The sequence below is a fragment of the Colwellia sp. MB02u-10 genome, from assembly GCF_014077185.1.
Classification (GTDB): Bacteria; Pseudomonadota; Gammaproteobacteria; order Enterobacterales; family Alteromonadaceae; genus Cognaticolwellia.
Genome location: NZ_JACGVK010000119.1, coordinates 143350 through 168570, shown reverse-complemented (window position 1 = coordinate 168570; position 25221 = coordinate 143350). Strand labels below are relative to the sequence as shown.

The window sequence follows — 25221 nt, the reverse complement described above, 5'->3', positions numbered from 1 at the left end:
ATTATGCAGCTCCCTCGCATTGCCATAAAAAATGCTCAGTTTACCTTCACTATTATTGTGCTGATGGTACTTGTTGGCATTGTTTCATATTTTCATATGCCTCGTTCTGAAGACCCTCAATTTGATATTCCAATTATCTTGCTGGAAATTATCTATCCCGGCGCGTCACCTACTGATATTGAAACCTTAGTGGTTGATCCGCTTGAAGAAGAATTTTCTGATATTGAAGGCATTAAAAAAATTGAGTCGCAAATTAAAAATGGTGGTGCCCGCATCTACATAACCTTTTTATATGGTAGCGATCCAAATACCGCTTATAACGAAATTAAACAAGCGGTATCAACAGTCAAGCCAGGCTTACCTGAAGGTGTACAAGATGTCTTAGTGTTAAAAGCAACACCCACTAGTGTTGCTATTATTCAGTTGGCGCTTTGGAGTGAAACCACTGACTATAAAAGTATGGAATTTCACGCAAAACAGCTTGAAAAACGTTTGGAAGCTATTGAAGCGGTAAAAAAAGCCGATATATGGGGCTATCCAACACAAGTTGTGGCCGTAGATTTAAACCTTGCGATGTTAAAGCACTACGGTATTAGTATGCTCACCATTAATAGTTTGCTAAAAAAACGGGCTATTAACATTACACCAGGTTTTGTTGACGCTAATACACGGCGATTTAACGTTAAAACGAGTGGTAACTTTCAACATATTGACGAGCTTAACAACACAGTTGTATTTTCGAATGACACTGGCGTTATTCGTTTAAAAGATGTCGCCAGTGTCGGCTTTTCTAGTAGAGAGCCTAGCTATTTGGCTTACTACGATAGCAAGCCTGTGATATTTTTGACGGTAGAGCAAAGAGCAAATACCAATATATTTGCGATCACTGAAGCCATTGATGCAGAAATCTTAGCGTTTAAACAAACCCTGCCTGACACCATTAAAACAGCCATGCTGTTTAAACAATCTGACAGTGTAGAAAATCGCGTTAACGGCTTTTTTGATAACTTATGGCAAGGTTTAGTACTTGTCGGGCTAATGTCATTAATATTTTTAGGCTTACGCGAAGCTATTGTGGTCATTATTGCCATCCCATTGTCTTTCTTAATTGCTATTGGTTGGCTCGATTTCGCAGGCTTTGGCCTACAACAAATGTCTATCGTGGGATTAATTATTGCCTTAGGTTTGTTAGTTGATAATGCCATTGTCGTCACAGAGAGTATTCACCGGGAAAAGAAAAATGCACCAACTTTGGCGCAAGCCTCGGCATTAGGCACCAGTAGAGTCGGTTGGGCCATTACGAGTGGCACAGTAACGACCATGTTAGCTTTTTTGCCCATGCTTATGTTGGCGAGCGACACCGGTGATTTTGTGCGTTCGATGCCAGTGACTGTCGTATTGGTACTGTTGGCGTCTTTGCTGATTGCTTTAACACTTACCCCCTTACTGGCCAGTAAGTTTTTTAGTCAAAAACCCAGTAAAGTTAAAGCGCTACAACATTATGTCAACCTATTTGCTGAGCGCTATTATGTTGGGTGGCTAGATCGTTTAATGAATGTAAAACTTATCATATTAGTGCTCGCCTTCGTCGCCTTATTTGCTATGGCATCTCTCTTTGGGCAAGTAGGAGTAAGCTTATTTCCTAAAGCTGAGAAAGCAATGTTGTTAATTGACGTTGAAACACCGGCTAATTCATCATTAGATCATACCAATGATGTTATGCACTTGATGACAGCGTTTATTAAAACTCAACCTTATGTTGATAAAGTTGCGCTTAATGTTGGTAGCTCTAATCCCCGTATTTATTACAACGAAATTCCTAAACGTGGTGTAGCAAGTTATGGTCAAGTGCTATTGGTATTGCAGGCATATGATGAAACAGCAGTAAATACTTTGGTCAAAGCGTTACGAGCAGAATTTTCACAATGGCATCAAGCAAAAATTACCGTAAAAGAATTTACGCAAGGCCCGGTGACTGATCAGCCGATTACCGTTAGATTGATCAGCGAATCCTTATCTGATCTTGAAGAGGTTGCCGGTGATTTACAAACCCAAATGGCTGCAACTGAAGGGGTGATTAATATAGATAACCCTATTGGTATTGCCAATACTGAATTAGCCTTAGCGATAGATTATGATAAAGCGGCACTGTCAGGCATTGACATAAACCAGTTGGACAATAGTATTCAAACCGCGCTTTCGGGCACATTTATTGGACAATTTAATGATGTTAATGGTGAAAACTATCCTATATTAGTGCGTCGGCCTAAAAGTGGCTTAATCGGGCTTTCTGATATAACAATTGTTAATCAACAAGGTGAGAGTATTCCTTTAGGGCAGTTTGTTGAGATAAAATTGCAGAAAGGCCGGACAGATTTTTTTCATTATCAAAAGTTACGTATGGCACGTGTATCAGCCGATGCAGCCCAAGGTTATTCTGTGCAAGCCATTACCAGTGAAGTGGTTCATTACCTAGACAAGTATACATTGCCAGCAGGCATGTATTACCACTTAGGGGGAGAAGAAGAGTCTCGACAAGAGTCTTTTTCAGGCCTGTCGCAAATTATGTTAATAACAGCCATCGGTATTTTTGCTATTCTAGTTTTGCAATTTAAATCATTTTCACAGCCACTGATCATTTTTACTTCAATACCTTTTGCTATGGCAGGCGCAGTATTTGGCTTGTATTTAACTAACCTGTCATTTTCTATGATGGCTTTTATTGGCTTGATAAGTCTCTTTGGTATTGTGGTTAATAATGCCATTATTTTAATCGACACAACCAACCGAAATTTATCAACAGGTTTAGATAAAAAACAAGCTATTTTATCTGCCAGTGCCACGCGTTTTACGCCGATATTATTAACAACCATGACGACTATTGGCGGCTTATTACCCTTAACACTTTTTGGTGGCAGTTTGTGGCAACCCTTGGGTGTCGTTATTATTTCTGGCTTATGTGTCTCGGCTATTGCGAGTTTTATCATTGTGCCCATACTCACCGAGTTACTTACAAAAACAAGCTCTTCAAAACAGATCAAAGCATAATTTATGGATTTTATTGGTTTATTAGGCTTCTCTTTAGCCGTCGTGGTCTATGCATTACTCGCACTGCTCATTATTGCTGCCCGTAACCGCAGTTTAGTTGCACAGGCGGTATTATTTTGTACCTTAGTTACGTTAAGCAGTAATCTAGTGGCGGCCCTGCAAATTAAATTAGGTTATAGCTTGCAATGGGCTATGTTAGCAGATGGCATTAAAATAGCCTGTTGGTCGTTATTAATTATTTTATTTAATACTGAAAATCGTGATTTTAAAGCACTGATAAGCAATTACACCATTCGCCAATACCTCGGTGTTTGGTTACTGTTGATGTTGGGTTGTTGGCTAGCAAGTTACTGGTTAGATTACGCCTACAAATATATATTCTTGCTGTTTATCGTGCTTAATTTGTGGATGTTGGTGTTACTTGAACAGCTTTATCGAAATGCTAGCCGACAAGTGCGTTGGGCTATTTGGCCCTTGGTCGTCGCTCTTGCCAGTGTCGCTATATTTGACTTTGTGCTATATGCACAAGCCGCCATGGTTGATAGCATTGCTTTTAACTTTTGGTTTAGCCGAGGCTTCTTAGCGCTATTTGTTGCACCATTTTTATTGATCAGCATTCGCCGCATTAACAATGGCGAAGTGCGCATTTTTGTCTCTCGTCACGTTGTTTTCTACAGTTCCATGTTGATGATAGCAGGCGCTTACTTACTGCTAATGTCAATTACTGGTTATGTTATAAATTACCTAGGCGGAGAGTGGGGTGATTTAGTTAGCATTGGTTTTTTAATGCTCAGTGGTATTGTCCTTGTTGCTTTGCTGATTACAGAGTCTTTGCGCCGTCGCGTTAAAGTTTTTATCGCCAAAAACTTTTTTGCCAATAAATATGAATATCGCGACGAGTGGTTAAACCTGATTGAAAAAATTGAAACGGCTAGCGGCGAAAGCCATTATCAAATGGCAACACAAATTATGATGTCTAAAGTAAATGCTTCACGTGGGGCGATCATTAAAAAGTTTACCAACCAACAATATCAAATTCAATACAGCCATGGGCTTGAAATCAATGAAGAGATAGAAAAACAGCTTTTGGAAGTTGGGCTATTCTGCCACCAAAAAGGTTGGATAGTTGACGTCAATGAATACGAAAACTCTCCTTTGCTTTATCCTGAATTAACCTTAGATGTTGCGCTATGTCGGACTAACAAGATTCAAATTATCGTGCCAATATTTATTGGCAAAGCATTTTATGGCTTATTTCTACTTGCGGATGAAAATAAACTCAAAGGACTAAATTGGGAAGACAGAGATTTATTATTTGCCATATCTAAACAACTTGGCAATTTTATTTCACTCTATGAAGCCACCGATAAACTCAGTGAATCAAAGCAATTTGATGCCTTTAATCGTATGTCAGCATTTTTGGTACATGATTTGAAAAATGTTCAGGCGCAATTATCCTTAATTACTTCAAATGCCGAAAAGCATCGCAATAATCCTGAATTTATTGATGACGTTTTTGAAACGGTCGAATCAGCAACACAAAGGCTAGAAAAAGTATTGTCTCAACTGCGAAAAAAACAGATTGAGCAGTCTTCTCATCGCCAGACAGCTTTAGCTACAATCGTTCAAAAAGTTGTTTCACAATGTAATCAAAGCTTACCAAGGATTGAATTTGAGCAGCATGGCAGTTGTGTGACTTATATAGATAGTGAGTCTTTTCAGTCTGTTATGCATCATTTAATACAAAACGCACAAGAGGCAACAACAAAGGATGGTTGGATAAAAGTATCGCTCATTGAAACAAAACGTACCATTAGAATTATCATTGCAGATAATGGCTGTGGCATGAGTGAAGAATTTATTAAAAGTCGATTGTTTCGACCTTTTGATTCGACCAAAGGCAATGCTGGTATGGGCATTGGGGTATTCGAAGCAAAGCAATTTTTTGAAAATATGGCAGGTATTATTAAAGTAGCAAGTACGCCTAAACAAGGGACAGTTTTTACTATTGATCTGCCATTAAAATTAGTGGGCGCAATGAGCGGTCAAGATTTACTATAAGGATCCAACCAGCATGGAAAAGTTGTTAATCGTAGACGATGATAAAGGAATCCAAAAGCAATTAAAATGGAGTTTATCTGATTACGATGTTGTACTCGCAGGCGATCGTGAAAGTGCTATTGCTGCGGTTCGCCGTCATGAACCTAAAGTTATCACCTTAGATTTGGGCTTACCACCTGATGCAGCAAACGCGTCAGAAGGTCTCGCGGCATTACAAGAAATTTTGACTATTGCACCACATAGTAAAATTATTGTCATCACCGGCAATGATGATCGAACCCATGCGTTAGCAGCGATTGCTACTGGCGCATATGACTTTTATCAAAAGCCGATTGAAACTGACGTGATTAATGTCATTGTTTCGCGTGCATTTAGTTTGGCAGCCATTGAAGAAGAAAACCGGAAAATGCGAGCGGTTGCTGGCAGTGACATGGGTATTATTGGCAACAGTGAGAGTATTGAACGTTTGCGCATGATGGTAAAACGTATAGCTCCAACAAGCATAACGGCTTTACTGTTAGGCGAAAGTGGTACTGGTAAAGAGGTAGCGGCTAATGCTGTGCACTTAGCGAGTGATCGCAAAAAAAAGCCTTTTATTGCGATAAATTGTGCCTCTATTCCAGAGGCCTTATTGGAAAGTGAATTATTTGGTTTTGAAAAAGGCGCTTTTACTGGCGCGCATCGGACCACCAAAGGAAAAATTGAATGTGCAGAAGGCGGGACATTATTTCTCGATGAAATTGGTGATATGCCCTATAGTTTACAAGCCAAATTGTTACGCTTTTTGCAGGAAAAAAATATAGAGCGTCTTGGTGGCCGACAAGAAATTTCAGTTGATGTCAGAGTTGTTTGTGCGACAAATCAAAATCTTGAACAGATGGTTGCTGATAAGACCTTTCGTGAAGATTTGTTTTATCGTGTGAGTGAAATTACTTTAAATATTCCGCCGTTACGTGATCGAGATGAAGACGTCATCATCCTTGCACAGTACTTTCTTCAACATTATGCTATGGAATATAAGCGTAACGTTAAAAGTTTCTCTGAAGATGCATTAAGCGCGATTAAAGCGCACAAGTGGCCAGGTAATATACGTGAGTTACAAAACAAGGTAAAAAGTTCGGTTATTATGACGACTGGCACACAGGTAACGGCAATAGACTTAGGCTTCTTTGATCATCAAGATCAAAGTTTTGAACTCTCACTTAATTTACGTGTAGTACGTGAGCAAGCTGAATCAATCGCCATTCAAAAAGCCTATACACTGTCTGACGGCAACATGTCTAAAGCAGCTGATTTGCTTGGTATAACCCGGCCAACACTTTATTCATTAATAGAAAAGTATGGGTTAAAAGTTAATAGTTAAATTTCATTTAACTTGATGGACTAAAAAAATTTGCAGTGGTTACTACTTCATCGATTGGCAATTAGCTCAACCTAGGCAGGGTAATTTTTTTGTAGGTCGGACTTCAGTCCGTCAATCGTTAAGCGTGCGATTAACTTGATAGGCCAAAAAACATTTGCAGTGGTTACTACTTCATCGATTGGCATTTAGCTCAACCTAGGCAGGGTGATTTTTTTGTAGGTCGGACTTCAGTCCGTCAATCGTTAAGCGTGCGATTAACTTGATAGGCCAAAAAACATTTGCAGTGGTTACTACTTCATCGATTGGCGTTTAGCTCAACCTACGCTAATCTGCGCAGGTAAAGCTATAACCATAAGGTGAGTTATTTTTGGGTGCTTTCGTCTGTATTGGTGTAAATACGGCTTTTATGTTTGAGTATTTTATCCACATAACGGGCCATTTTTATTTTTTGTTTTATATTACCTTCCAGTATTTCTTCTACTTCTCTTAATATCTCTTTAATGCTTTCAACTTTTTCTGAAGAATTTACCACAACTTGACTTGGCTCATTACTGGCCAGCTCTGCGGTATTTAGTGAGCCGGTAAGTTCAACCTTCATTTCTTGTGCAACTTCATTAATCGCATCAGTGTCTATACTTTTAAGTTCCTCCAAAAAACCAAATAAAAGTAATCGGTCGACAAAAATATTTATCTTTCGTGGCACACCTAGTGTTTTCTCATGAATGAGGTCAAATGCCGTATTGGAAAACAAATCATCTTTAATACAACCGGCCTGGTGCAACCGATGATTTATGTATTCTTTCACCTCTGCTTTTGATAAAGGTTTCAAATGTGCAGAAGCGATAATACGTTGGCGAAACTGCTCCATATTAGGCGCTTGTATAATGCCTTTTAGTTCTTCTTGGCCAAGTAAAAAACTCTGTATTAAAGGTTTATTATCCAACTGAAAATTAGACAACATACGTAACTCTTCAACGGTTTCACTCGGTAAGTTTTGCGCTTCATCAACAATTAATAAGGCTCTTTTTCCTTGCTGATGTAATTGAATCAGAAATTTTTCAATGCCTTGCAGTAAATCTGCTTTGCTATTACCAATAACAGAGATGTCAAATTCTGAAGCGACTAATTCGAGTAACTCCTGAGGATTTAGTTTAGTGGTAACAAGCTGAGCTGCTACGATACTTTTATCACCTAAGTTATTTAATAAATTGCGGGCGATAGTAGTTTTTCCAGTACCTATTGGCCCAGTGACCACAATAAACCCTTCACCTTGATCTAAGCCATACTGAAGGTATGACAGGGCTCTTTGATGATGACTAGAAGCAAAAAAGAATCTCGGATCAGGACTTAATTGAAATGGTCTTTCTTTAAAACCATAATAACTTTCATACATACGACTAGAAGCCTTTGGTAATTTTGGCGCTAACGCGGCCTTCTTCATAATTGAGCGGAGCATTGCCAGAACTTCTGTTTAGATAGCTCACAGCGACATTAAAAGACAATGCACTATTTAATGATGTTTGGTAGTCTAGTTGGTAACGTCGATACCTATCTGTACGCTCTAGCTCGGTATCAAGTTGTAAACTAGTTTCAGTGTAAGATAAATTCAAATTAACACTAGAACGACCACTGACTTTTCGCTTTATGCTTAAACTTGCTGAGCTTAATTCGTCTTTAATACGGCTGTCGAGATTTTCGCGATTTTGCTGATCCGCATTAAAAGTAATCGTTGTGCGCGGCAGTGTCAGTGAAGAGTTCCAGCTAAGTGTTTTATTAAGTGAAAAAACGTTATCTTCTACTAAAGTAAAATCTTGAATTGGCAATATTACAAAACCCTGACCGTTAGGGTCATTAGGATTGTCAGGAATAATAGTGTCACCCTCACTGAGAATACACTCCTCTATCAGTAACGAATTATTATTAGGACATAAATAAAATCCGACTATGCTAACCGCAAAATTATTACGAGTTAAGGTCTGAATATCTTCAACATAACTAATGGTGTTGGTTAAACGTCTATTTCTATGTGTTAAATCAAATCCATAACTATTACCATAAAAGCGTTCAGAAAAATTTGCGGATAGTTTGGTACGGTTTGAGGGTTGCCATAGTACCGCAGCATCAACATAGGCTTTTTGTTCATCGCCATCAATATCGAGCTTTTTACCAATTGGCTTGTTATACGAAGTATCGAGACGCAGTCGGGGAGAAATTAACCAGCGAACACCTACACCATATGAATTTGATTCTATTGAACGATTTGAATTATTTAAATCACCACTATTGTCTTCATTATAGTAGCGAACAAAAGGATTAATTTTATAGTCAGTGATTAACCCTATTATGGCTTCGCTTTGGCTCTGCTTACTATTCCGGTTATTGTTGTTTAGCTCTTGATAATTATGCTCTAGTGACCAAAAGGTATGTCGAGCGCTTGTGCCGTTGGTACTGTTGACCTTGGCAACTACACCTTGACGATTACCAATGTTATCTTCTGAATTAGTTTGACGATAGCCCAGAGTAGAATTTAAGATAAAATCACTATTATCAATATTATACTCAAGGCCACCGTTATAGGTTTCTACTTGCACAGTATCGGCTGAGACGATATCTGCTAAGGCATTTCTACTGCGATTACGGGATCGGTTTGAAACGTTCATATCACCAAAAAGTACAATACCATTAGGCCAAAGCTGAAGCCGTAAATCACTCGCTATTGTGTGGTAGTCATTATCAAGTTTATGATTATGGCTATAAAATGCGTAATTACTTTGCGACGAAAAAGTGAATTTTGCTTGTTGTGCGGTATAACTGGTTTTTATATTAACCCCAGCTTGGCTTACTAAGCTAGATTGTTGATTATTAAAAACTAAACCAACATTGTCAGTATAGGTTTCATCAAGGTTAATGCTCGGATCAAATTTCCAATCACCTGAAAAAGAAAAACTAGAGTAAATCAATGCGAAAAAAGCAGTAGTGATTTTAGTTTTGTGTGCCATACCCATAGCCGTAGTAGCCATACAAATCCTTATGAGATCTTATTGCTTTATTAAGTACCAGCCCCAAAGCTAAATTTTCGTTGAGGTGTTCAGTTGCCGCCTGTATATCAACAATTGAGGTTTTTGATTCCTCAACAACAATGAGTGCTTGCCCCATTAAATTTGCCAATACCAGTGTTTCTGTGACACCAATTAATGGCGGGCAATCAAAAATAACGATACGATCGGGATAACGAGTAGCCAACTCATTAGCCAATGTGGCCATTTTCTCACTGGCTAATAATTCGTTAGACAAATGGTGTAGTTTCCCCGCGGGTATTAATTTCAATTTATTAATATCGGTATTGTAAATAATATCGCTTACTTGTTCTGCTTGGCCCAGTAAATAATCAATCATACCAAGCTGTTCTTCGATACCTAATTCACGCATAACACTTGGCCGTAGAACATCTGCATCGACAAGCAATACCGTTTTATCTTGTTCAAGCGCTATACTTAACGCTAAGTTAATCGCGACAAAGGTTTTACCTTCATTGGGTTTAGCACTACTGACCATAATTAAATTACTATGGTGTAGTGTTTTTGCAGCTTTACCAAAAGCATTATTTAGTAGTATTCGTTTGATTTTACGGAATTCGTCTTTAATACTTTTTCGGGTACCGTTATCAATGAGATAACCGCGCTCTGCTAAAGCTATTTTATCCAGGGTTAATTCGTGCTTTGGACTTGCGTCAACAAGCTCTCTAATTATCTCTTCTTCTTGCGGATATTGAGCCTCCTTAACAGAGGTTTCCAAGATTTTTTGCTGTTGTTTTGCTCGCGCTTTTTCGATAATACTCATAAATTATAAAATCCCTCTGATCGGCGCTAATATGACATTGGGTGCAATGGCATAAAGCATAAAAAATGCCAGCATGATGAAGAGCACACTATTAGAAATAATAAAAATCAGGGTTTTTCGTTTATGCCAACGCTGCAAGCCAAGATTTTCTGTGGCTGACACCACACCAAAAACAGGAATTCCTGTTATTTTTGCTACCTGGCTACTAGAGGTAACCACTGGATTAATCTGACTAAATAACAGTGATAAGCCAACACCAACGGCAAAAGAAAAAATAGTTGAACCCAATAAAAATAGCACGCGTTTGGGCCCAACGGGTACAGTTGGGGCTCGAGGTGGGTCAATAACCTTAAATTGTATCGGGTTCGTTGTTTCATTTGCTTGTTGAGCTAACAGTGCTGTTTCTTTGCGGTTGAGTAATTGTTCATATTTTTCTTTTGTAATATTATAGCCACGATTCAATGAGGTTAACTCTGCTTCAATTTCTGGCAAAATGTGAATTTTGCTTTCAAGTTCTTTAACCTGCCGGCGATAATCATTTGCTCGAACGGTCGTTGATGCCACTTGATTTTCTAACTGATTCACTTGAATTTGCAATTGTTGTATAACGGGGTTTTGGCTGCTTAAAAGTTTACTGCCATCGTCATTTTTAGTGCTACTTAAATATTCATCAATTTCTTCACTGCGTTTATTATTTAAGTGAGCAAGTCTGCGTTTCACTTCTTTAACATCAGGGTGCATTTCAGTGTAACGTAATTGCAGTGAATCTAAATTTGCTTCTAATTCAGCAATACGATCGTCATAAGTGGTTTGAATACTATAAGAATTCTTAATGTTATTTTGAGCGTTACCGCCACTGGACGGAGATGAGCTTAATTGCGCTTTCGCAGACTTTAATTGAGTCTCTAATTCACGTAAACTTAAATCAATTACCTTTAATTGCTCTTTTACAAGATTTAACTTTTGATAATAGCCGCCATATTGACCGGGTAAAACGTCACTATATTTTTGTTTGAAATCGGTCAACCTAGACTCAGATGCTAATAAACGATTTTCATAGTCTTTGATCTGGGTATCTAAGAACTTTTGTGCTGAGTTAGAATCGTTTCGATTTTCACCTAAAGTATTCTCAATAAAAACAGTTAATGCAGAATTAACGACATTTTTTGCCATTTCAGGATCTTTATCTAGGTAAGAAATGGTAAAAATATTGTCTGCGCGACCACCCGTTTTTCTAATCGTAATATTAGATTTTAAGTGATTGATTAATGACTCATAAGCTGCAGGTGTGGTGGCTTGCACATCTAAATCTGTCATACGCGTTATGCGCTCTAGATTTGGGCGACTTAACAGCGTTTTAATCATTAAGCGGATTTGTGTTTGGGGATCTGTTTTAACCGTTAAACCTTTTAACAACGGACCAAGGATCGATTGAGTATCTACGTATATACGGGCTTCAGACTCATATACATTATCGAGTTGAGCAATATAAACCCACGCTAACGGGCATATTAACCAAGTTGATATGATAATAAAGCGACGCTTAAGCCAAATCCCTTTAAGGTAATCTATAATTTGTTCTATAATTTCTTGCATTCCCGACCTCTAAAACAGGTAAATAAAGCTATTACGTTTAAAACCATGTTTCAGGTATTACGATAATATCGCCAGGTAATACATCAACATTAGCTGATATTTCCCCATTTTTAATTAAGTCTTCAATAAATATGTCATATTGTTTTTGTAGACCATTTTCTATACGAACTAATATTGCCCCGTTACCATTGGCAAAATCAGTTAGGCCACCAACGCGGATCATAACGTCTAATAAGGTCATATGTTGAATATAGTTTACTGCTTTGGGCTGGGCTGCTTCACCAATAATGCGAATTTGTTCACTGAAGGGGCCAACAAAATTATTGACCGTTACGGTCACAACAGGTTCTCGCAAATAGGTAGCTAGTATTTCTTCAATTGAGCGGGCAAGTTCCGTTGGTGTTTTGCCTGATACGGGAATATCTTCAACTAGCGAGGTGGTGATCATGCCATCAGGACGGACGACAAAGGTGCCAGAAACCTCAGGATTACGCCAAACAAAAATATTGACCACATCGCCGGCACCAATTAAATATTTGTACGAGTCAACATCAACAGTGTTTGACGGGTGAAGCTGGGCAGGAGGTAATGTAAGTGAACTACATCCGGTTACAATATTACCTAGTGCAAGAAATATAAGTGCTTTTAATGTATTAGTCATGCATTTTTCCATGGTATTAACCTTCTTATTTACAACCGTTTTTTATATAAGCGATCAGATTGTATTTGATTTTTACATCTGATGCACATTATTTAATATATTGTAAATATATTGTAAATCAACTGCATTAAATATACTAACATTTGCACATACTAATCTTTACATTTAGTAATGAATCAACTCTAATAAACACCTGAGAAAATAAAAGCATTGCATGCTGGTTTATTTTTATTCACTAAAAGGAACTTTCCAACCTTATGTCGAGCCTTAAATTTCGCGACTTATCTTCGGGTAGCAAGTCTCTAGTCTTAATAGAATTTTTCTGTTTTGCAGGCGCACTTTTGCTGAGCCTATATTTAAATAGTTTATTTCATTTTGTTGCTTACGATACACAAAGTATCGCGTCAAACGTGTTGTTTATCCACGCAGTTGTTTTTGCTTTAATGGTTCAGCTTTCATGTTTGGCAATGGGACTTTATAACTCAAAATTAAGGGAGAACTTGCGAGGCGTAATGAGAAGATTACTGGTGTCGGTCGCTATCGGTTTTTTTATTGTTTCTTTGCTCAACCCTATTTACGGTGCTGGCGCGTTAGCTATTGAGCTACTAGCTACGGCGTCATTAATAAGTTTGTTCATAGTGAGTGCTGTGAGGTATTTAACGCTACGAATAGACTTCTTTGGTTTCAATAAACGCAATATCCTAGTATTAGGGGGAGGTGAACGTGCCTCGATTATAGAAAGGCGAATGCGTCGTGATGTTGACCGACAAAACTTTTTTATGCATGGCTTTGTTATCCTTAATGGCGATGCTGACCATGGCATCATCAATGAAAATATCATTAAGTTAGATACCTCATTAGTTAATTACGCGTTAGAGCATCAAATTGATGAAATTGTTGTGGCCAACGACGAGCGCCGAGAAAACCTACCTGTGGATGAACTTTTTGCTTGTAAAATTAGGGGCGTTGAAATAACAGAAATTCTTGACTTTATAGAGCGTGAAACTGGTCAAATTGCTGTTAATTTAATTTATCCAAGTTGGGTTATATATTCGAATGGCTTTGCATCACCTAATCATCTACGAAACACTTTAGACTGGATTTTTAATGCGGGTATGGGCTTTATTTTACTGATGGTTACTTGGCCTATTATGCTCATTACTACCCTATTAATTAAGTTAGATGAGGGCTTAAAAGCGCCTGTTTTTTATTCTCAAGAGCGTGTTGGCGTAGATGGCCAAGCCTTTAGTATTATTAAATTTAGAAGTATGCGACTTGATGCAGAAAAAAATGGAGCTCAAATGGCTTCAGAAAATGACGATAGAACCACCAGAATTGGCAAGTTTATTCGAAAATATCGCATTGATGAACTACCGCAAATATATAACGTAATGCTGGGTGAAATGGGTTTTGTTGGCCCTCGTCCCGAGCGTCCAGAGTTTGTTCAGCAGTTGATTAAGAATATTCCATACTATAATGAACGTCATAACGTTAAGCCGGGTTTAACAGGCTGGGCGCAACTTAAGTACCCATACGGCGCTACAGAAAATGACTCTTTAGAAAAGCTAAAATACGATTTATATTACATCAAACATCGCAGCTTTATGTTGGATTTACTGATTTTAATAAGAACAGTTGAAATCATTTTATTTGGCAAAGGCCGCTAAAGCCTCCTACCCTAATGCCTTTAAATTCAAGTGCCTATGCACTTGAATTTGAGCGTTAGCTTCAAGAGTAAATTCTACATTTATGTAGGTTTCACACCGTAATATTAATCACTTAAAATCCCTTTGTTAACCGTTTTTGTTAACCGTTTTTGTTAACTGAAAGCTGACAGCTAGCAACTTAAAGCTTCAAGCTGTCGTGATCATTTAAAGGGTAGGTGCGTTAAGACACAACTCCATAAATCTTCTTTCAGTAAAGGGCTCAGAAATCGAGAATCGTCCTAACTGAAATTTGTTAGACTTTAATTCTTGATTGATAAAGTATCGAAAAGTGAAAGCAAGTTGATATCCTTGTCGATCTATTTCATCAAACATGTCTTTGTTATAGGTTGAGGCATTACCCACGGGGTAAGAAATAGACAATACTTTTTGAGCTAATTTCGCTTCTAATAACATTTTTGCATGCGATAATTCATGTGATAGTTCTTTGGCGCTTAGGCCTGAAAAAATACGATGCGAATGTGAATGAGCACCGATTGTCATGCCGGCTGATTCCATTTCAGCTATATGCGCCCAAGTCATAAATTCACTGTCATAATGCTCTAATACCAAGCCAGTAATCTGGCGTAATTCTACTAATTGCTTTTCTATCGGCGCCGATGCTGATTTGAATTGACTTAGTACGGCTCTAATTTTTTTATTTAACGTTGTGTTAGATAATACAACCGGCTTATGCCACGAAGGCAGACTCAGTTCATCTAAATTACACTGCCTAACATGCCAGGCAATTTCATCCCACCAGGGAACAACTTCTGATTCAATTAGCCCGGTAGCAACAAAAAAGGTGGCGGGAACATTCATGGCCTTTAAAACAGGAAAAGCTAATTCGTAGTTATCTAAATAACCATCATCAAAGGTAATGTAAGCGAGCTTTTTATCAACTATCTGGCCACTATTGACTATGGTTATAAAGTAAGCCTGATTGATAATTTCAAAATTATTTTTAATAAAAGCAACGTGTTTTTCTAAGTCTTCTACGCTACAAGAAAATATATTAGGGTCATACTTGCCCTTATTAGCGTCACCTATACGATGAAAATTAAAGCAATAAATGCCATTTTGTCGATAACGCCATAATATTTTTGTCATGCCTAAATGACGGAAAATTCGCGTTCTAATTTTATTGAACAGCATGCGCTATTTCGCAATAAAATCAGGTTTGGGTAAGATATAATCACGGTATTGATCAGGACTGCCTGCCTTATTTGCTTCGGCTGCTTTAATCATATTGTACATTTCCCTACTATTAACGTAATGCAGTTGATGATGCTCACCATCGTTGTATTTAGCTTCTAAATAAGAAAACATATCATCAACAGGCTTCCCTAATATAACGTCCATATCTCTTTCTTGTGTGCCATGAGTGTGCACTTTAATGAATATCCAATCAGGCTTACCCTTAACATGCACATTAGCTTCTACCCATAAATCAACACGCTTATCAGTCGGCTCCATGCCTTTTCTAATGTCAGCGTTCTCGATTTGAGGGAAAATGCCTTTTTTTAATTTTTTCCAGTTCAACATCAATGGGCCGTTCACTATCATAAGGTCACCCCATGGGCTTCCTCCAACACTCACGTTAACACCCGTGTTATGCGATTTAGGTTTAAGAGCATCATCTTTGGCGTAATAGATACTATTAATGGTTTTAGGTTGTGTACTATGGGGGGCCGACGGATAGGTAAAGTCGGCATAACAACCGGTTTCTTTTAAAACAATTAATTCGTCGTTTACACCACAAAGCTTACCGTCATGACCTGAATTATCTAGTGTCCAATTGCCATGAATAAAGCCATACATTAATTGCCCTGTTTCTGGGTGATGAGACAAGGCACCATGGTCATTATGTAAAACATGACAAAATTGGCTAATAGACGCTCTAAGGTTATCAGAGGTGTCATTGTCATGATGCAGGTGTACTTCTATCTCACCAAAACCAGCGCGACATAATTTAGCGATTTTATCTAAATGTTCAAAGCGATACTCTTCCTCGGGGTAGAAAAAGGTATGTTGAGGGTGTACGCCGTTGGCATCAAGGTGCTTACTTGCCATGGCGGGATATTCCTCACACCAACGGTCAACACGGCTGCGCTCAATATCAATGCTATTTGGCTTACCCCACTGTGGTTCATAGTGATCAACAAAGGAGAAAATAATATGTTTGGTATTTGCCGCGTTGTGGGCTGGCTTGTTCATGCGTTGTTTAATGTATTGTGGCAGCCACTCCTGCATATTTTTCTTCTTTAAAATAAGAATGAATAGATATAAAGATATGAAAAATAAAAATAAAAATAAAATAATCACTAGCGAGTTGTCCTTTGCCAAGTTCCCTGCACGTTGGAACTAAAATATTTAATAAATCCACGCATCAATGCCAGATTCATCGCTACAAAAAAAGCTAAAAGTGCGATTAACGTTGTTGTTTTCTTGTCATCAGCTTGTTGTTTAATGCCATAAAAGGCAGTGACATAAAATATTAATTGTGCTGCCAGTATCGCTTGATAAAAATCACTATCAAGTAACAGCACATTGCTAATTAAGGCTATCAACATCAAGTGTGGTACAAACCATCGGCAGACTTTATGGCTGATGTAAGCGACAAAACGCCAACCTAATAAAGGGTTTAAAGCCCAATACATCTTAAAAAAAGCTTGGTAATTACCTAAGCCAATGCGCACTCTTCTGCTTTTTTCTTCGGCAAGGTTTGGGGCTATCTCTTCAACGGCTATGGCTTCAGGGTCGTAAACTAAACGAAAACCTTGCTTTGCCACATTCATCGCAATTTGAAAGTCATCAACAATTGTGTTTGCAGGCAATGGCATAAAAAGTGACTTTCTAATAGCATAAATAGCACCGTTTGCCCCTTGCAGCGCATTCAGTCTAGATTCATGAAATTTTAGTACTTGTTCGTAACGCCAATATACGTTGTCTTTATTGTCACCCGTATCGCCATCCACGAGATGCAGCTCACCGCAAACCGCGCCAATTTTATCATTGTTAAAATGCCGAGCTAATTGCGCTATGGTATCAGATTGAAAATGGGTATTAGCATCAGAAAATATGATGATATCGTCAATGGTTTTTTTAACTAAGTCATTTAAAACACTCATTTTTCCTCTGTTAGTGTTGAAAACATGTATGTGTAAATTTTCGACATCAAATGCTGAGAGTATTTCTGCGGTTTGATCGTTACTGCCATCTGAGCCAATTAATAACGTAAGCTTTTCTTTTGGGTAATCTAAGCTTAATAGGTTTTCTATTCTGGCTTTGATGCAAGATTCTTCGTTATATGCAGCAATAATGACAGTAACAGCTGGGTATTCCTTAATATTTAAGGTCCGGCGTTGATGTCTGCGCCATAAATACTTAGTGTCGCTGAAAGCTTGTTTAATACCACTAAAAGTAAATAAAACTAACGGGTAAATAAAATAACTGTAGATAATTATTGTGACGCTAACCCAAAATAAGCTTTCCATTAACTCGCTGCCCCGTGATTTTTTTTCACATACGCTTTGGCAGGTATACCAAGCATAGTTGCGCCTTTATCAGCATTCTTAGTCAGTACGGCATTAGCACCAATTTTTACATCATCAGCGACGGTTAGTCCGCCAATAATCTTTGCACCCGCACCAACAAATATATTATTAGCTAAAATAGGCGATTGACCTTTTTCATCACCAATAACCACGCCACTTTCTAAGGTAATATTATAGCCGCCAACCACCTTAGAATTAATCACGATGCCCATAGGGTGCATAATGACAAAACCTGGGGCAAAGTCAGCGCCACTGCCGATAACACAAGCATTTAAAAATTTATTAACCCATTGAAAAAAGTAAGCCAATAAGCCAAGTTGGTGGGTAGCGCACCAGCGCATACATCGATACAGCACATTCGCGCTTGTGCCGTCAGCCATGACAATTCTGAGCATACTGACATCAGCACCATCTTGGGCAAAAATTTGTTGCTTTCTTCTTAAGTCAGCTTTTAAATTATCCATTTAAATTAACATCTCGACTTATATCTAGACTCACGAGCGATAATAACTGCGCCGCGTTATGCTGCCATTGGCGCTCGCTTTCAATATAAGCACGGGCATTACTGCCGACGGCTTTATGCGCTTTTCTATCATTAACAATGTTAAAAACCTTGTCGATACAGGCTTGTTTGTCGCCAGCTGGAAACAACCAACTGGTAACGTTATCTCGAACAACCTCGGCAATAGGACTAAAGTCAGGAGCGATCATGCCTTTGCCCATCGCCATAAATTCAAATAATTTCATCGGTGAACCATAATCATTTGAATCGGGTAATATCCCTAAATCCATGGCGGATAAATAGGATGAAACTTGCTGATGTGGCACTTTACCCGGTAAAATAACTTGCGATTCAACTCCGGCTTCAATCACCTTGTTTTTAATCCCCTCAAAAGCGACACCATCGCCTACTAGCAATAATACTAGTTCAGGTGTTTGTTTTAATCGATGGCAAACTAAATCTACAAACCAGTCAATACCATGCCAATGCACAAATGCACCGACATAACCCAGTACTATTTTGTTTTCAATACCGAGTTTACTTCTTAAAGCGCAACCTGAGCTTTCATCAATAACAAACTTATCTAAGTCGGCCGCATTGGGTGAAACAACCGAGTTTGCAATCTCACCGTAGGCTTGCTCAGCGACTTGCTTAAATCGCGTTGAAATAAACACTAAGCCGGTAGCATTTTTAAAAGTCCAAGCCTCTATTTTTGCAGCAAGCTTTTTAAAGCTTAATGCACGCACCCTTTGAACTTGGCAAGAGTCGTTAATTTCTAGCACTATGGGTAAGTTCTGACGTTTTGCCCACCAAACACTGGAAAACATAAATAAAGAATAACGTTCATAAATAAGGGTAATATTTTTTTCTTTAACCGCTTTACGTAAACGTATTAAGGCAATTAAATTAAAAGCAAGTTCAAAAATTTCAAAGACAAATTCTGGCACATGTTTAGTCAGATCAGAAAGTATGGAAAAACTACTTTTTTTAGTCGGTGCTTGCACCACTTTTTCAAACGTAGCGTTTGCCTCCTCCGTTTCAGGCTCTGCACCGGGCAAAGACAAAATATAAACATGATTATTTAACTGCTTCAAGCCTTTAACAACACCTCGAATATGCACACCTTCAGCACCTCTGCCACGGGTTCTATGATGAAATAAAATATTCACTCGTATTTGTGCTCCAGTGCGCTAAAACAGTAACCTTGCGCAAGCCATTGCGGAATTAGTATGTCAAGTGCATCAATACAACGTGTGTTGTCGTCATGAAATAGAATAATATCGCCAGACTTAACTGGCTGTTTTAGTAAGCGCTCGGCAATTATATTAGCAGGCTCTTTTAAAAAGTCCTGAGAGTCGCGACTCCAATGCACGGCGGTAATTTTTTTTAGCAGCAGTGTCAATATTAAGCGTTTACCCCAACGCCCCTGAGGCGCTCTAAATAAGGTACAAGGTTTACCCGTAACCTGTTTAATAATGAGATTAGTTTTATCAATTTCTATTATTTTTTTAGTATGTGAAATTTTATCAAACGCTGGATGACTATAAGAGTGATTCGCGATGGTGTGAGCGCGCTTGTGGATTTCGTGCAATAAATCAGGGTTTCTTTCTGCTCGACTACCAACAATAAAAAAGGTGACCTTGATTTGATATTTATCGAGTAAATCCAACAAACGCTCGATTACGCCCGGAACAGGGCCATCGTCAAAGGTTAAATAGAGTGTTTTTTCTTGTTGAGTTTTGCTCAATAAAAATAAACGGTCGGGCAGTATGATTGACCTGAGGAGATATTTTAATTTACCGAGCATTAAATCATAGTTCCATTATTTTGATTAAATCACATTGTAACAGTAACGATTAATAATCATACCCTGAATGTTAATAATATTACTATCAAGTGTTAATTTGCATTAACATTTGCAGTAGTTGCTGGCGATTTTTTTGCCAAGAAAACTGTAAGCTATGCTGCTGTATTTTTTCTTTATCCCATGTGTTTGATAAAATATAAGCTAAGCCATTGGCCACGGCCAAGTCACTCTTAGCCGAAATTATTTTGCCACAAATTTTTTCATCAACTACTTCAGGAATACCACCAACATTACTGACCAATACCGGTGTGCCACACGCCATTGCCTCAAGTACTACATTTGGCACACCTTCGTTATAACTAGGTAAGGCTAAGGTACGAGCTTGGCTAATAAGCTCAGGCAATTGGTCATGATCAACACTGCCCAATAAAATAACCTTGTCACTGATGGCTAAATGTTTTGCTTGGCTAGAAATTTCACTGCGTAAATTACCAGGCCCAGCATATAACAATTTAAGGGTAGGGTGTTTTTCACTTATTGCAGCAAAGCCTTTGAGAAGCTCAATGACACCTTTCTCTTTTTTTAAATTACCAACATATAAAATATAATCATCAGTTTTTTCTTTTGATATGGCATGCTGAACTTGAAATTTTTGCTGATCAACACCGTTGTAAATAACATGAATTTTTTCTTTATTAACACCCATAGCTATCATTTCATTAGCTAGAGCCTGAGAGACTGACAAAATACCTAAAGCTCTTTTACTGGCATTAACTATTTGTTTGGCGCGAGCCGGCACCTTGCCATGCAAATTAATATCACTGCCATGCACTTTAAAATAGAAGTCACAATTAAATAGCTTGCTGATCCAACTAGCCGCTACTGCATCGGGAAAGGCCCAGCTGGCAAATATTTTTTTCGGCTTTTTGCGCATTAACCAGTAACCAGAATGCAGCATTATCGAGGCAAACATCATGGCACTATAAAATCGACGACCAAACTTTGGCAGGTAAAAGTAAGGCACGTATCGCAAGTTTTCGGTTTGCTTGAGCTCTTTTCTATGTGAAATAAAATCAGCAAAGGCAATAGGCACTAAAACACTTTTAGTAAAGTCATCATCGAGTTGAGTAAACTGCTGACGGTTGAATGTTGCGCGATTAGGCTCCCAAGGTAAAGGGTATAAATTAGAGATTATAACAAGTGATTGTTTGCTTTTATCAGAGTTCACAGATAGTTACTCTGTGTTTGCCGCTAACGGTTAGCGGGATATCATCTACTAGATCAAACACCAGCTGTAACTCGTTTTCAGCGTATTTATTTATCTCTTTGGCAATGTCATTTTTGTTTTGTTCAGTAAAGTGCTTATTGGTAATCAACAGTATCTGCAAACTAGATATTTCGCTTTGCTTAACTTGAAATTTATCTATGCCAATAAATTCTTTAAATAAATGTGGAAAAAGCTCGCCGGGAATTGATTTGCCAGAAGCAGTTTTAATCATATCGAGTTTACGGCCATCAATACTGCTCATAATAGGTAACGGGTTTTCGCACCCACAAGCTTGGTCTATTAAAGTTGCCCTGTCGCCATTAACATATCGAATTAATGGCATGCCATAATTATATAAGTCGGTAACAACCAAATCGCCTGACTCGCCAGTTATTGACTGTCCTAAATTGTTAACAGTTTCCACCACTAGGTGATCACTATTAATATGCAGTTTTTTGTGTTCTTGGCATTCCGCCGACATCAGCATAAATTCACGGCAACCAAAGGTATTATAAACCTCACAGTTAAAAGCTTTTTCGATGACTTGTCTTTGAAATTCGTGTAATGGCTCGGCACCCGTCAGAATCGTTTTTGGGGGGAATACCGAGATTTTGTGTTCGATAATAAATCGAGCTAATTCATATAAAGGGTTCACATAAGAAACCATTGCTGTGGGTCGATAACTATTTATCTCCTCTACATAGGTATGCATATTGTTGGTGTTCATGGCGAACGAATTAAGCATTTTTCTATTGTAAAACCTATGGTACAAGTTATTTTTTATACTTTTAAATAATGTGGGTTGACCAATATCAGCCCCCCAAAGGTATAACGTTTTTTGCCCTAAGCCTGCGCCTAACCAACCATAACCGCGCCACATAATAGCTTCTCGGCGTGTATTGCTTTCTATATCAAGTTCGAAACGAAACGGTTGCCCTGTAGAGCCACCGGTCGCTTTTTTGATATTGTTTTTTGCGTTATTGGCGACAATGTCACGATAATGCTCGGTAATATCATCTTTAGTCACTAAGGGGAGTTTGGCAAAATCTGACATAGTTTTAATGTCATCAATAGAGTGTATGCCAACTTTAGCCCAAAACTTTGGATAAAAACTGGTATGTTGAAATGCATGCTCAAGTAATTTTCGCAGCTGCTGCCACTGATGTTGCTTTAACTCTTCAGGCGTCCAGGTTAAATGTTGTTCATAATGGGTGATATGTTCAACAAGATTTTTACCTTTAACAAGTTCATACATCGGCATTAATACATGACGAAAAATTGCGGTATACATCAGTAAAAATCTTCCTTTTATTTTTAGTCGTCCAATGGCTTAAATTTAACAAATTAATTACATAAAAGTAACGCTTTTATAGTAATATTCTTAGATAATAAAAAATTAAGTGCTTTGTTGATAATAATACCGCAATTGTTATGACTTAAATAAAGGCATATGTAGCGTTAATTATTTTAACTAAATATCTATGCACTGACTTTTGGGCGGCATTTATGCTGTTAACTTGGCAGGCTAAAGTTTGGCTATATGGTTACCTGTGTGAATTACACAGAGAAGTAAATAAAAGGAAGTTTTTGTGTCGCAAGTATTAGTTTCTGTTGTTGTACCTGTATATAACGGTGCAGAATATTTAGAAAAAACTGTTGAATCGATATTAGCTCAAGACTATGAAAATATTGAACTTATTTTAGTTGACGACGGTTCTGTAGATAATTCAAAAGCTATTATTAGCCAACTTGTAGCGCAAGCTCCCCGTATAAAACCTTTTTTTAATAGTAATGGCGGTGTTGCTCACGCTAGAAACTTTGGTATCGCGCAAGCAAAAGGGGATTTTATCGCCTTTTGTGATCAAGATGATTTATGGCTACCAAGCAAGCTCAGTCAACAAATGCCATTGTTTAGTAATAACAAAGTTGGTCTAGTTTATTGTGGCGCCATCACTGATTATATTTTATATAAAAGACAGTCAAGGTCAGGCTTTAAAAATAAGTACAAAGGCAAGGTTTTTGAGCAATTAGTACAATTAAATATGCTCACTTGCTGTACCGCTGTAGTTCGGAAAAGCGACTTACAGCAAGTCGATGGTTTTGACGATGACAGAGCGTTAATGGGGGTAGACGACTGGCACCTTTGGCTTAAATTAGCCATGGTTTGTGAGTTTGATTTTGTTGCAGAACACCTCGCTGTTCACGTATTTCATGGTGACAATTACTCATTAAACGATGAGAAAATGCATGAAGCTGAAATGGTATGTTTAAAAAAAATTGAAACAATAGCGACTACTTACCAAAAAACTGCAGACTGGTCGTTAATCAAACAACGGCTACACCTTAGGTATGCTAAGTCTTATATTTATTCGGGCTTGTATAATTTAGCCGGTAATACTTTGATTCGTGCGCACCGAACTAAAAAAAATATTCCGTGCTTGTTAAAAGGCTGGTTCATAAAATTAGTGCCAAACTTTATTTGGCATATACTGCAAAAAAATAAACGTAAATTAGCCGCTAAATAGTGACACTATATTCAGGTTTTCTGTTGGTGGTTTTTTCACTATAAACGTTGGTTTAAGTAAGTTGGGTGAAGTAATAAAAAAGAATAAAAGGATTTTTTTGATGAATAAAATACAACTTGCTAGCGCATTAGTTATTAATTTGTTTTTTTATATGCTTGGTAAAATTATCCCAAAGCGTAAAAGTTTATGGGTGTTTAGCGCATGGTTTGGTCAAAAATATAGTGACAACCCTAAAGCTTTCTTTGAGTTTGTAAATAAGCATCATGGCGACAGAACGCAAGCGGTATGGATCACTAAAAATCCTAATATATTGACAGAGCTTCAGCAAAAAGGTTACTGCGCTTATCATGAGAGAAGCTGTAAAGGAATTTGGCATCAATTACGAGCGAGTAAGGCTTTTATTTGTCAGTCGCTGCATGATGATCTATTTTCTCCTTGTATAGGGCAGAGCACAGAGGTAGTTCAGCTCTGGCATGGCATTCCTTTAAAAAAAATAATGTTCGACGTCTTTGGTGGGCGTGAAAAACAAAAAAACTCAATGGGGCGGTTTATTGATTGGTTGTCACCTTATAATAAACACCGAAATGATATTGTTGTCGCCACCAGCGAACTGACACAAAATATATTAGCAAAAGCATTTAGAGTTCCTCTAAACAAGGTATTAACTTGTGGCTTTCCTCGTAATGATGTTTTTTTTGAAAATATTAAATATATTGAAAACGAACAATTTAAATGTATTTACATGCCAACTTTTCGAGGTGGAATGGCGTCTGAATGTGATCTGTTTGAAAAGTACGGATTTGACATTGAGCAAATGGAAGCTGAACTTACAAAGCATAATATTAAGTTAACGTTACGCATGCACCCAGTAAATAAACCTCCCTATCAAATAGTAAAACAAATAAAAAATTCAAAAAATATTAAGTTAGATGCAGGAAACGACATATACCAAACAATCAACCAATATGATTGCTTAATCACAGATTATTCAAGTATTTATTTTGATTTTCTATTGTCTAATAAACCTATTGTGTTTGCACCGTTCGACTTAGACCCTTATAAAAAACGTGAACGAGCACTTTATTTTGAATTTGAAGAGGTGACATTAAAGCCCTATTGTTATAGTTGGAATGACATCTTAAATCGATTAATTATGCTAAAAAATAATAATGTATCGATAGAGTATAAAAATCAGTACGATCATTTAAAAGCTAAATTTCATGATAAAACTCATCACGATTCTTTGCCATTCTCAAATCAACTTTATAATGAACTGACCAAATAACAAATA

General features: G+C 37.8%; 19 protein-coding genes. 6 read left to right on the top strand and 13 right to left on the bottom strand.

The annotated features are described in order from the left end of the window. Positions 1-3 precede the first annotated feature (3 nt). The 3 genes from H4J59_RS11045 to prsR are packed head-to-tail and all read left to right on the top strand — an operon-like array spanning position 4 to position 6472. A complete protein-coding gene (locus H4J59_RS11045; RefSeq protein ID WP_182239339.1) occupies positions 4-3048 on the top strand; it encodes an efflux RND transporter permease subunit in 3045 nt (1014 codons plus the stop codon). 3 nt (positions 3049-3051) lie between these two features. Further along, the gene (prsK, locus tag H4J59_RS11040; RefSeq protein WP_182239337.1) at positions 3052-5109 is read left to right on the top strand and encodes an XrtA/PEP-CTERM system histidine kinase PrsK; all 2058 of its coding nucleotides are present in this window, start codon (positions 3052-3054) and stop codon (positions 5107-5109) included. A 13-nt stretch (positions 5110-5122) separates the two neighbouring features. After that, complete coding sequence (prsR, locus tag H4J59_RS11035; RefSeq protein WP_182239335.1) at positions 5123-6472, top strand: PEP-CTERM-box response regulator transcription factor; 1350 nt, start codon at positions 5123-5125, stop codon at positions 6470-6472. 361 nt (positions 6473-6833) lie between these two features. Here prsR and H4J59_RS11030 read toward each other — a convergent pair whose 3' ends face one another. From H4J59_RS11030 to H4J59_RS11010, 5 genes are read right to left on the bottom strand one after another with little or no spacing between them, the layout of a single operon-like run. Next, on the bottom strand, positions 6834-7865 hold the full coding sequence (locus H4J59_RS11030; protein WP_182239384.1) for an XrtA/PEP-CTERM system-associated ATPase: 1032 nt from the start codon (positions 7863-7865) through the stop codon (positions 6834-6836). 4 nt (positions 7866-7869) lie between these two features. Further along, positions 7870-9492 (bottom strand): TIGR03016 family PEP-CTERM system-associated outer membrane protein, encoded by a 1623-nt coding sequence (locus H4J59_RS11025; protein ID WP_182239333.1) that lies wholly within the window; start codon positions 9490-9492, stop codon positions 7870-7872. Next, on the bottom strand, positions 9455-10312 hold the full coding sequence (locus tag H4J59_RS11020) for an XrtA-associated tyrosine autokinase (RefSeq protein ID WP_182239331.1): 858 nt from the start codon (positions 10310-10312) through the stop codon (positions 9455-9457). The genes H4J59_RS11025 and H4J59_RS11020 overlap by 38 nt, the downstream gene beginning before the upstream one ends. A 3-nt stretch (positions 10313-10315) precedes the next feature. Then, positions 10316-11908, bottom strand: coding sequence for an XrtA system polysaccharide chain length determinant (locus H4J59_RS11015; RefSeq protein WP_182239329.1), 1593 nt, complete (start codon positions 11906-11908; stop codon positions 10316-10318). A gap of 37 nt (positions 11909-11945) precedes the next feature. Beyond that, a complete protein-coding gene (locus tag H4J59_RS11010; RefSeq protein WP_182239327.1) occupies positions 11946-12569 on the bottom strand; it encodes an XrtA/PEP-CTERM system exopolysaccharide export protein in 624 nt (207 codons plus the stop codon). Positions 12570-12826: 257 nt separating this feature from the next. On the opposite strand from H4J59_RS11010, the gene H4J59_RS11005 reads away from it, so the two are divergent. After that, positions 12827-14236 (top strand): TIGR03013 family XrtA/PEP-CTERM system glycosyltransferase, encoded by a 1410-nt coding sequence (locus H4J59_RS11005; protein WP_182239325.1) that lies wholly within the window; start codon positions 12827-12829, stop codon positions 14234-14236. A gap of 204 nt (positions 14237-14440) precedes the next feature. Here the strand turns inward: H4J59_RS11005 and H4J59_RS11000 are convergent, their stop codons facing one another. The 8 genes from H4J59_RS11000 to H4J59_RS10965 all read right to left on the bottom strand — a co-directional run bounded on the left by H4J59_RS11000 (position 14441) and on the right by H4J59_RS10965 (position 22696). Beyond that, positions 14441-15427 (bottom strand): polysaccharide deacetylase family protein, encoded by a 987-nt coding sequence (locus H4J59_RS11000; RefSeq protein ID WP_182239323.1) that lies wholly within the window; start codon positions 15425-15427, stop codon positions 14441-14443. A 3-nt stretch (positions 15428-15430) separates the two neighbouring features. Further along, positions 15431-16525, bottom strand: a complete 1095-nt coding sequence (locus tag H4J59_RS10995) for a hypothetical protein (protein WP_259369488.1) — start codon at positions 16523-16525, stop codon at positions 15431-15433. 71 nt (positions 16526-16596) lie between these two features. Then, positions 16597-17769, bottom strand: coding sequence for a glycosyltransferase family 2 protein (locus tag H4J59_RS10990; protein WP_182239321.1), 1173 nt, complete (start codon positions 17767-17769; stop codon positions 16597-16599). Further along, positions 17769-18293: a serine O-acetyltransferase gene (locus H4J59_RS10985; RefSeq protein ID WP_259369487.1), complete on the bottom strand. Its 525-nt coding sequence runs from the start codon at positions 18291-18293 to the stop codon at positions 17769-17771. The genes H4J59_RS10990 and H4J59_RS10985 overlap by 1 nt, the downstream gene beginning before the upstream one ends. Then, the gene (locus H4J59_RS10980) at positions 18286-19500 is read right to left on the bottom strand and encodes a glycosyltransferase family 4 protein (protein WP_182239319.1); all 1215 of its coding nucleotides are present in this window, start codon (positions 19498-19500) and stop codon (positions 18286-18288) included. The genes H4J59_RS10985 and H4J59_RS10980 overlap by 8 nt, the downstream gene beginning before the upstream one ends. Next, on the bottom strand, positions 19497-20138 hold the full coding sequence (locus H4J59_RS10975; RefSeq protein WP_182239317.1) for a polysaccharide deacetylase family protein: 642 nt from the start codon (positions 20136-20138) through the stop codon (positions 19497-19499). The genes H4J59_RS10980 and H4J59_RS10975 overlap by 4 nt, the downstream gene beginning before the upstream one ends. An 85-nt stretch (positions 20139-20223) precedes the next feature. Next, on the bottom strand, positions 20224-21366 hold the full coding sequence (locus tag H4J59_RS10970) for a glycosyltransferase (protein ID WP_182239315.1): 1143 nt from the start codon (positions 21364-21366) through the stop codon (positions 20224-20226). After that, positions 21356-22696, bottom strand: a complete 1341-nt coding sequence (locus H4J59_RS10965; RefSeq protein ID WP_182239313.1) for a phenylacetate--CoA ligase family protein — start codon at positions 22694-22696, stop codon at positions 21356-21358. The genes H4J59_RS10970 and H4J59_RS10965 overlap by 11 nt, the downstream gene beginning before the upstream one ends. Positions 22697-22994: 298 nt before the next feature. Between H4J59_RS10965 and H4J59_RS10960 the strand changes: the two genes are divergently transcribed. Further along, positions 22995-23930 (top strand): glycosyltransferase, encoded by a 936-nt coding sequence (locus H4J59_RS10960; RefSeq protein WP_182239311.1) that lies wholly within the window; start codon positions 22995-22997, stop codon positions 23928-23930. Positions 23931-24030: 100 nt separating this feature from the next. Continuing rightward, complete coding sequence (locus tag H4J59_RS10955) at positions 24031-25215, top strand: CDP-glycerol glycerophosphotransferase family protein (RefSeq protein WP_182239309.1); 1185 nt, start codon at positions 24031-24033, stop codon at positions 25213-25215. Positions 25216-25221 lie beyond the last annotated feature (6 nt).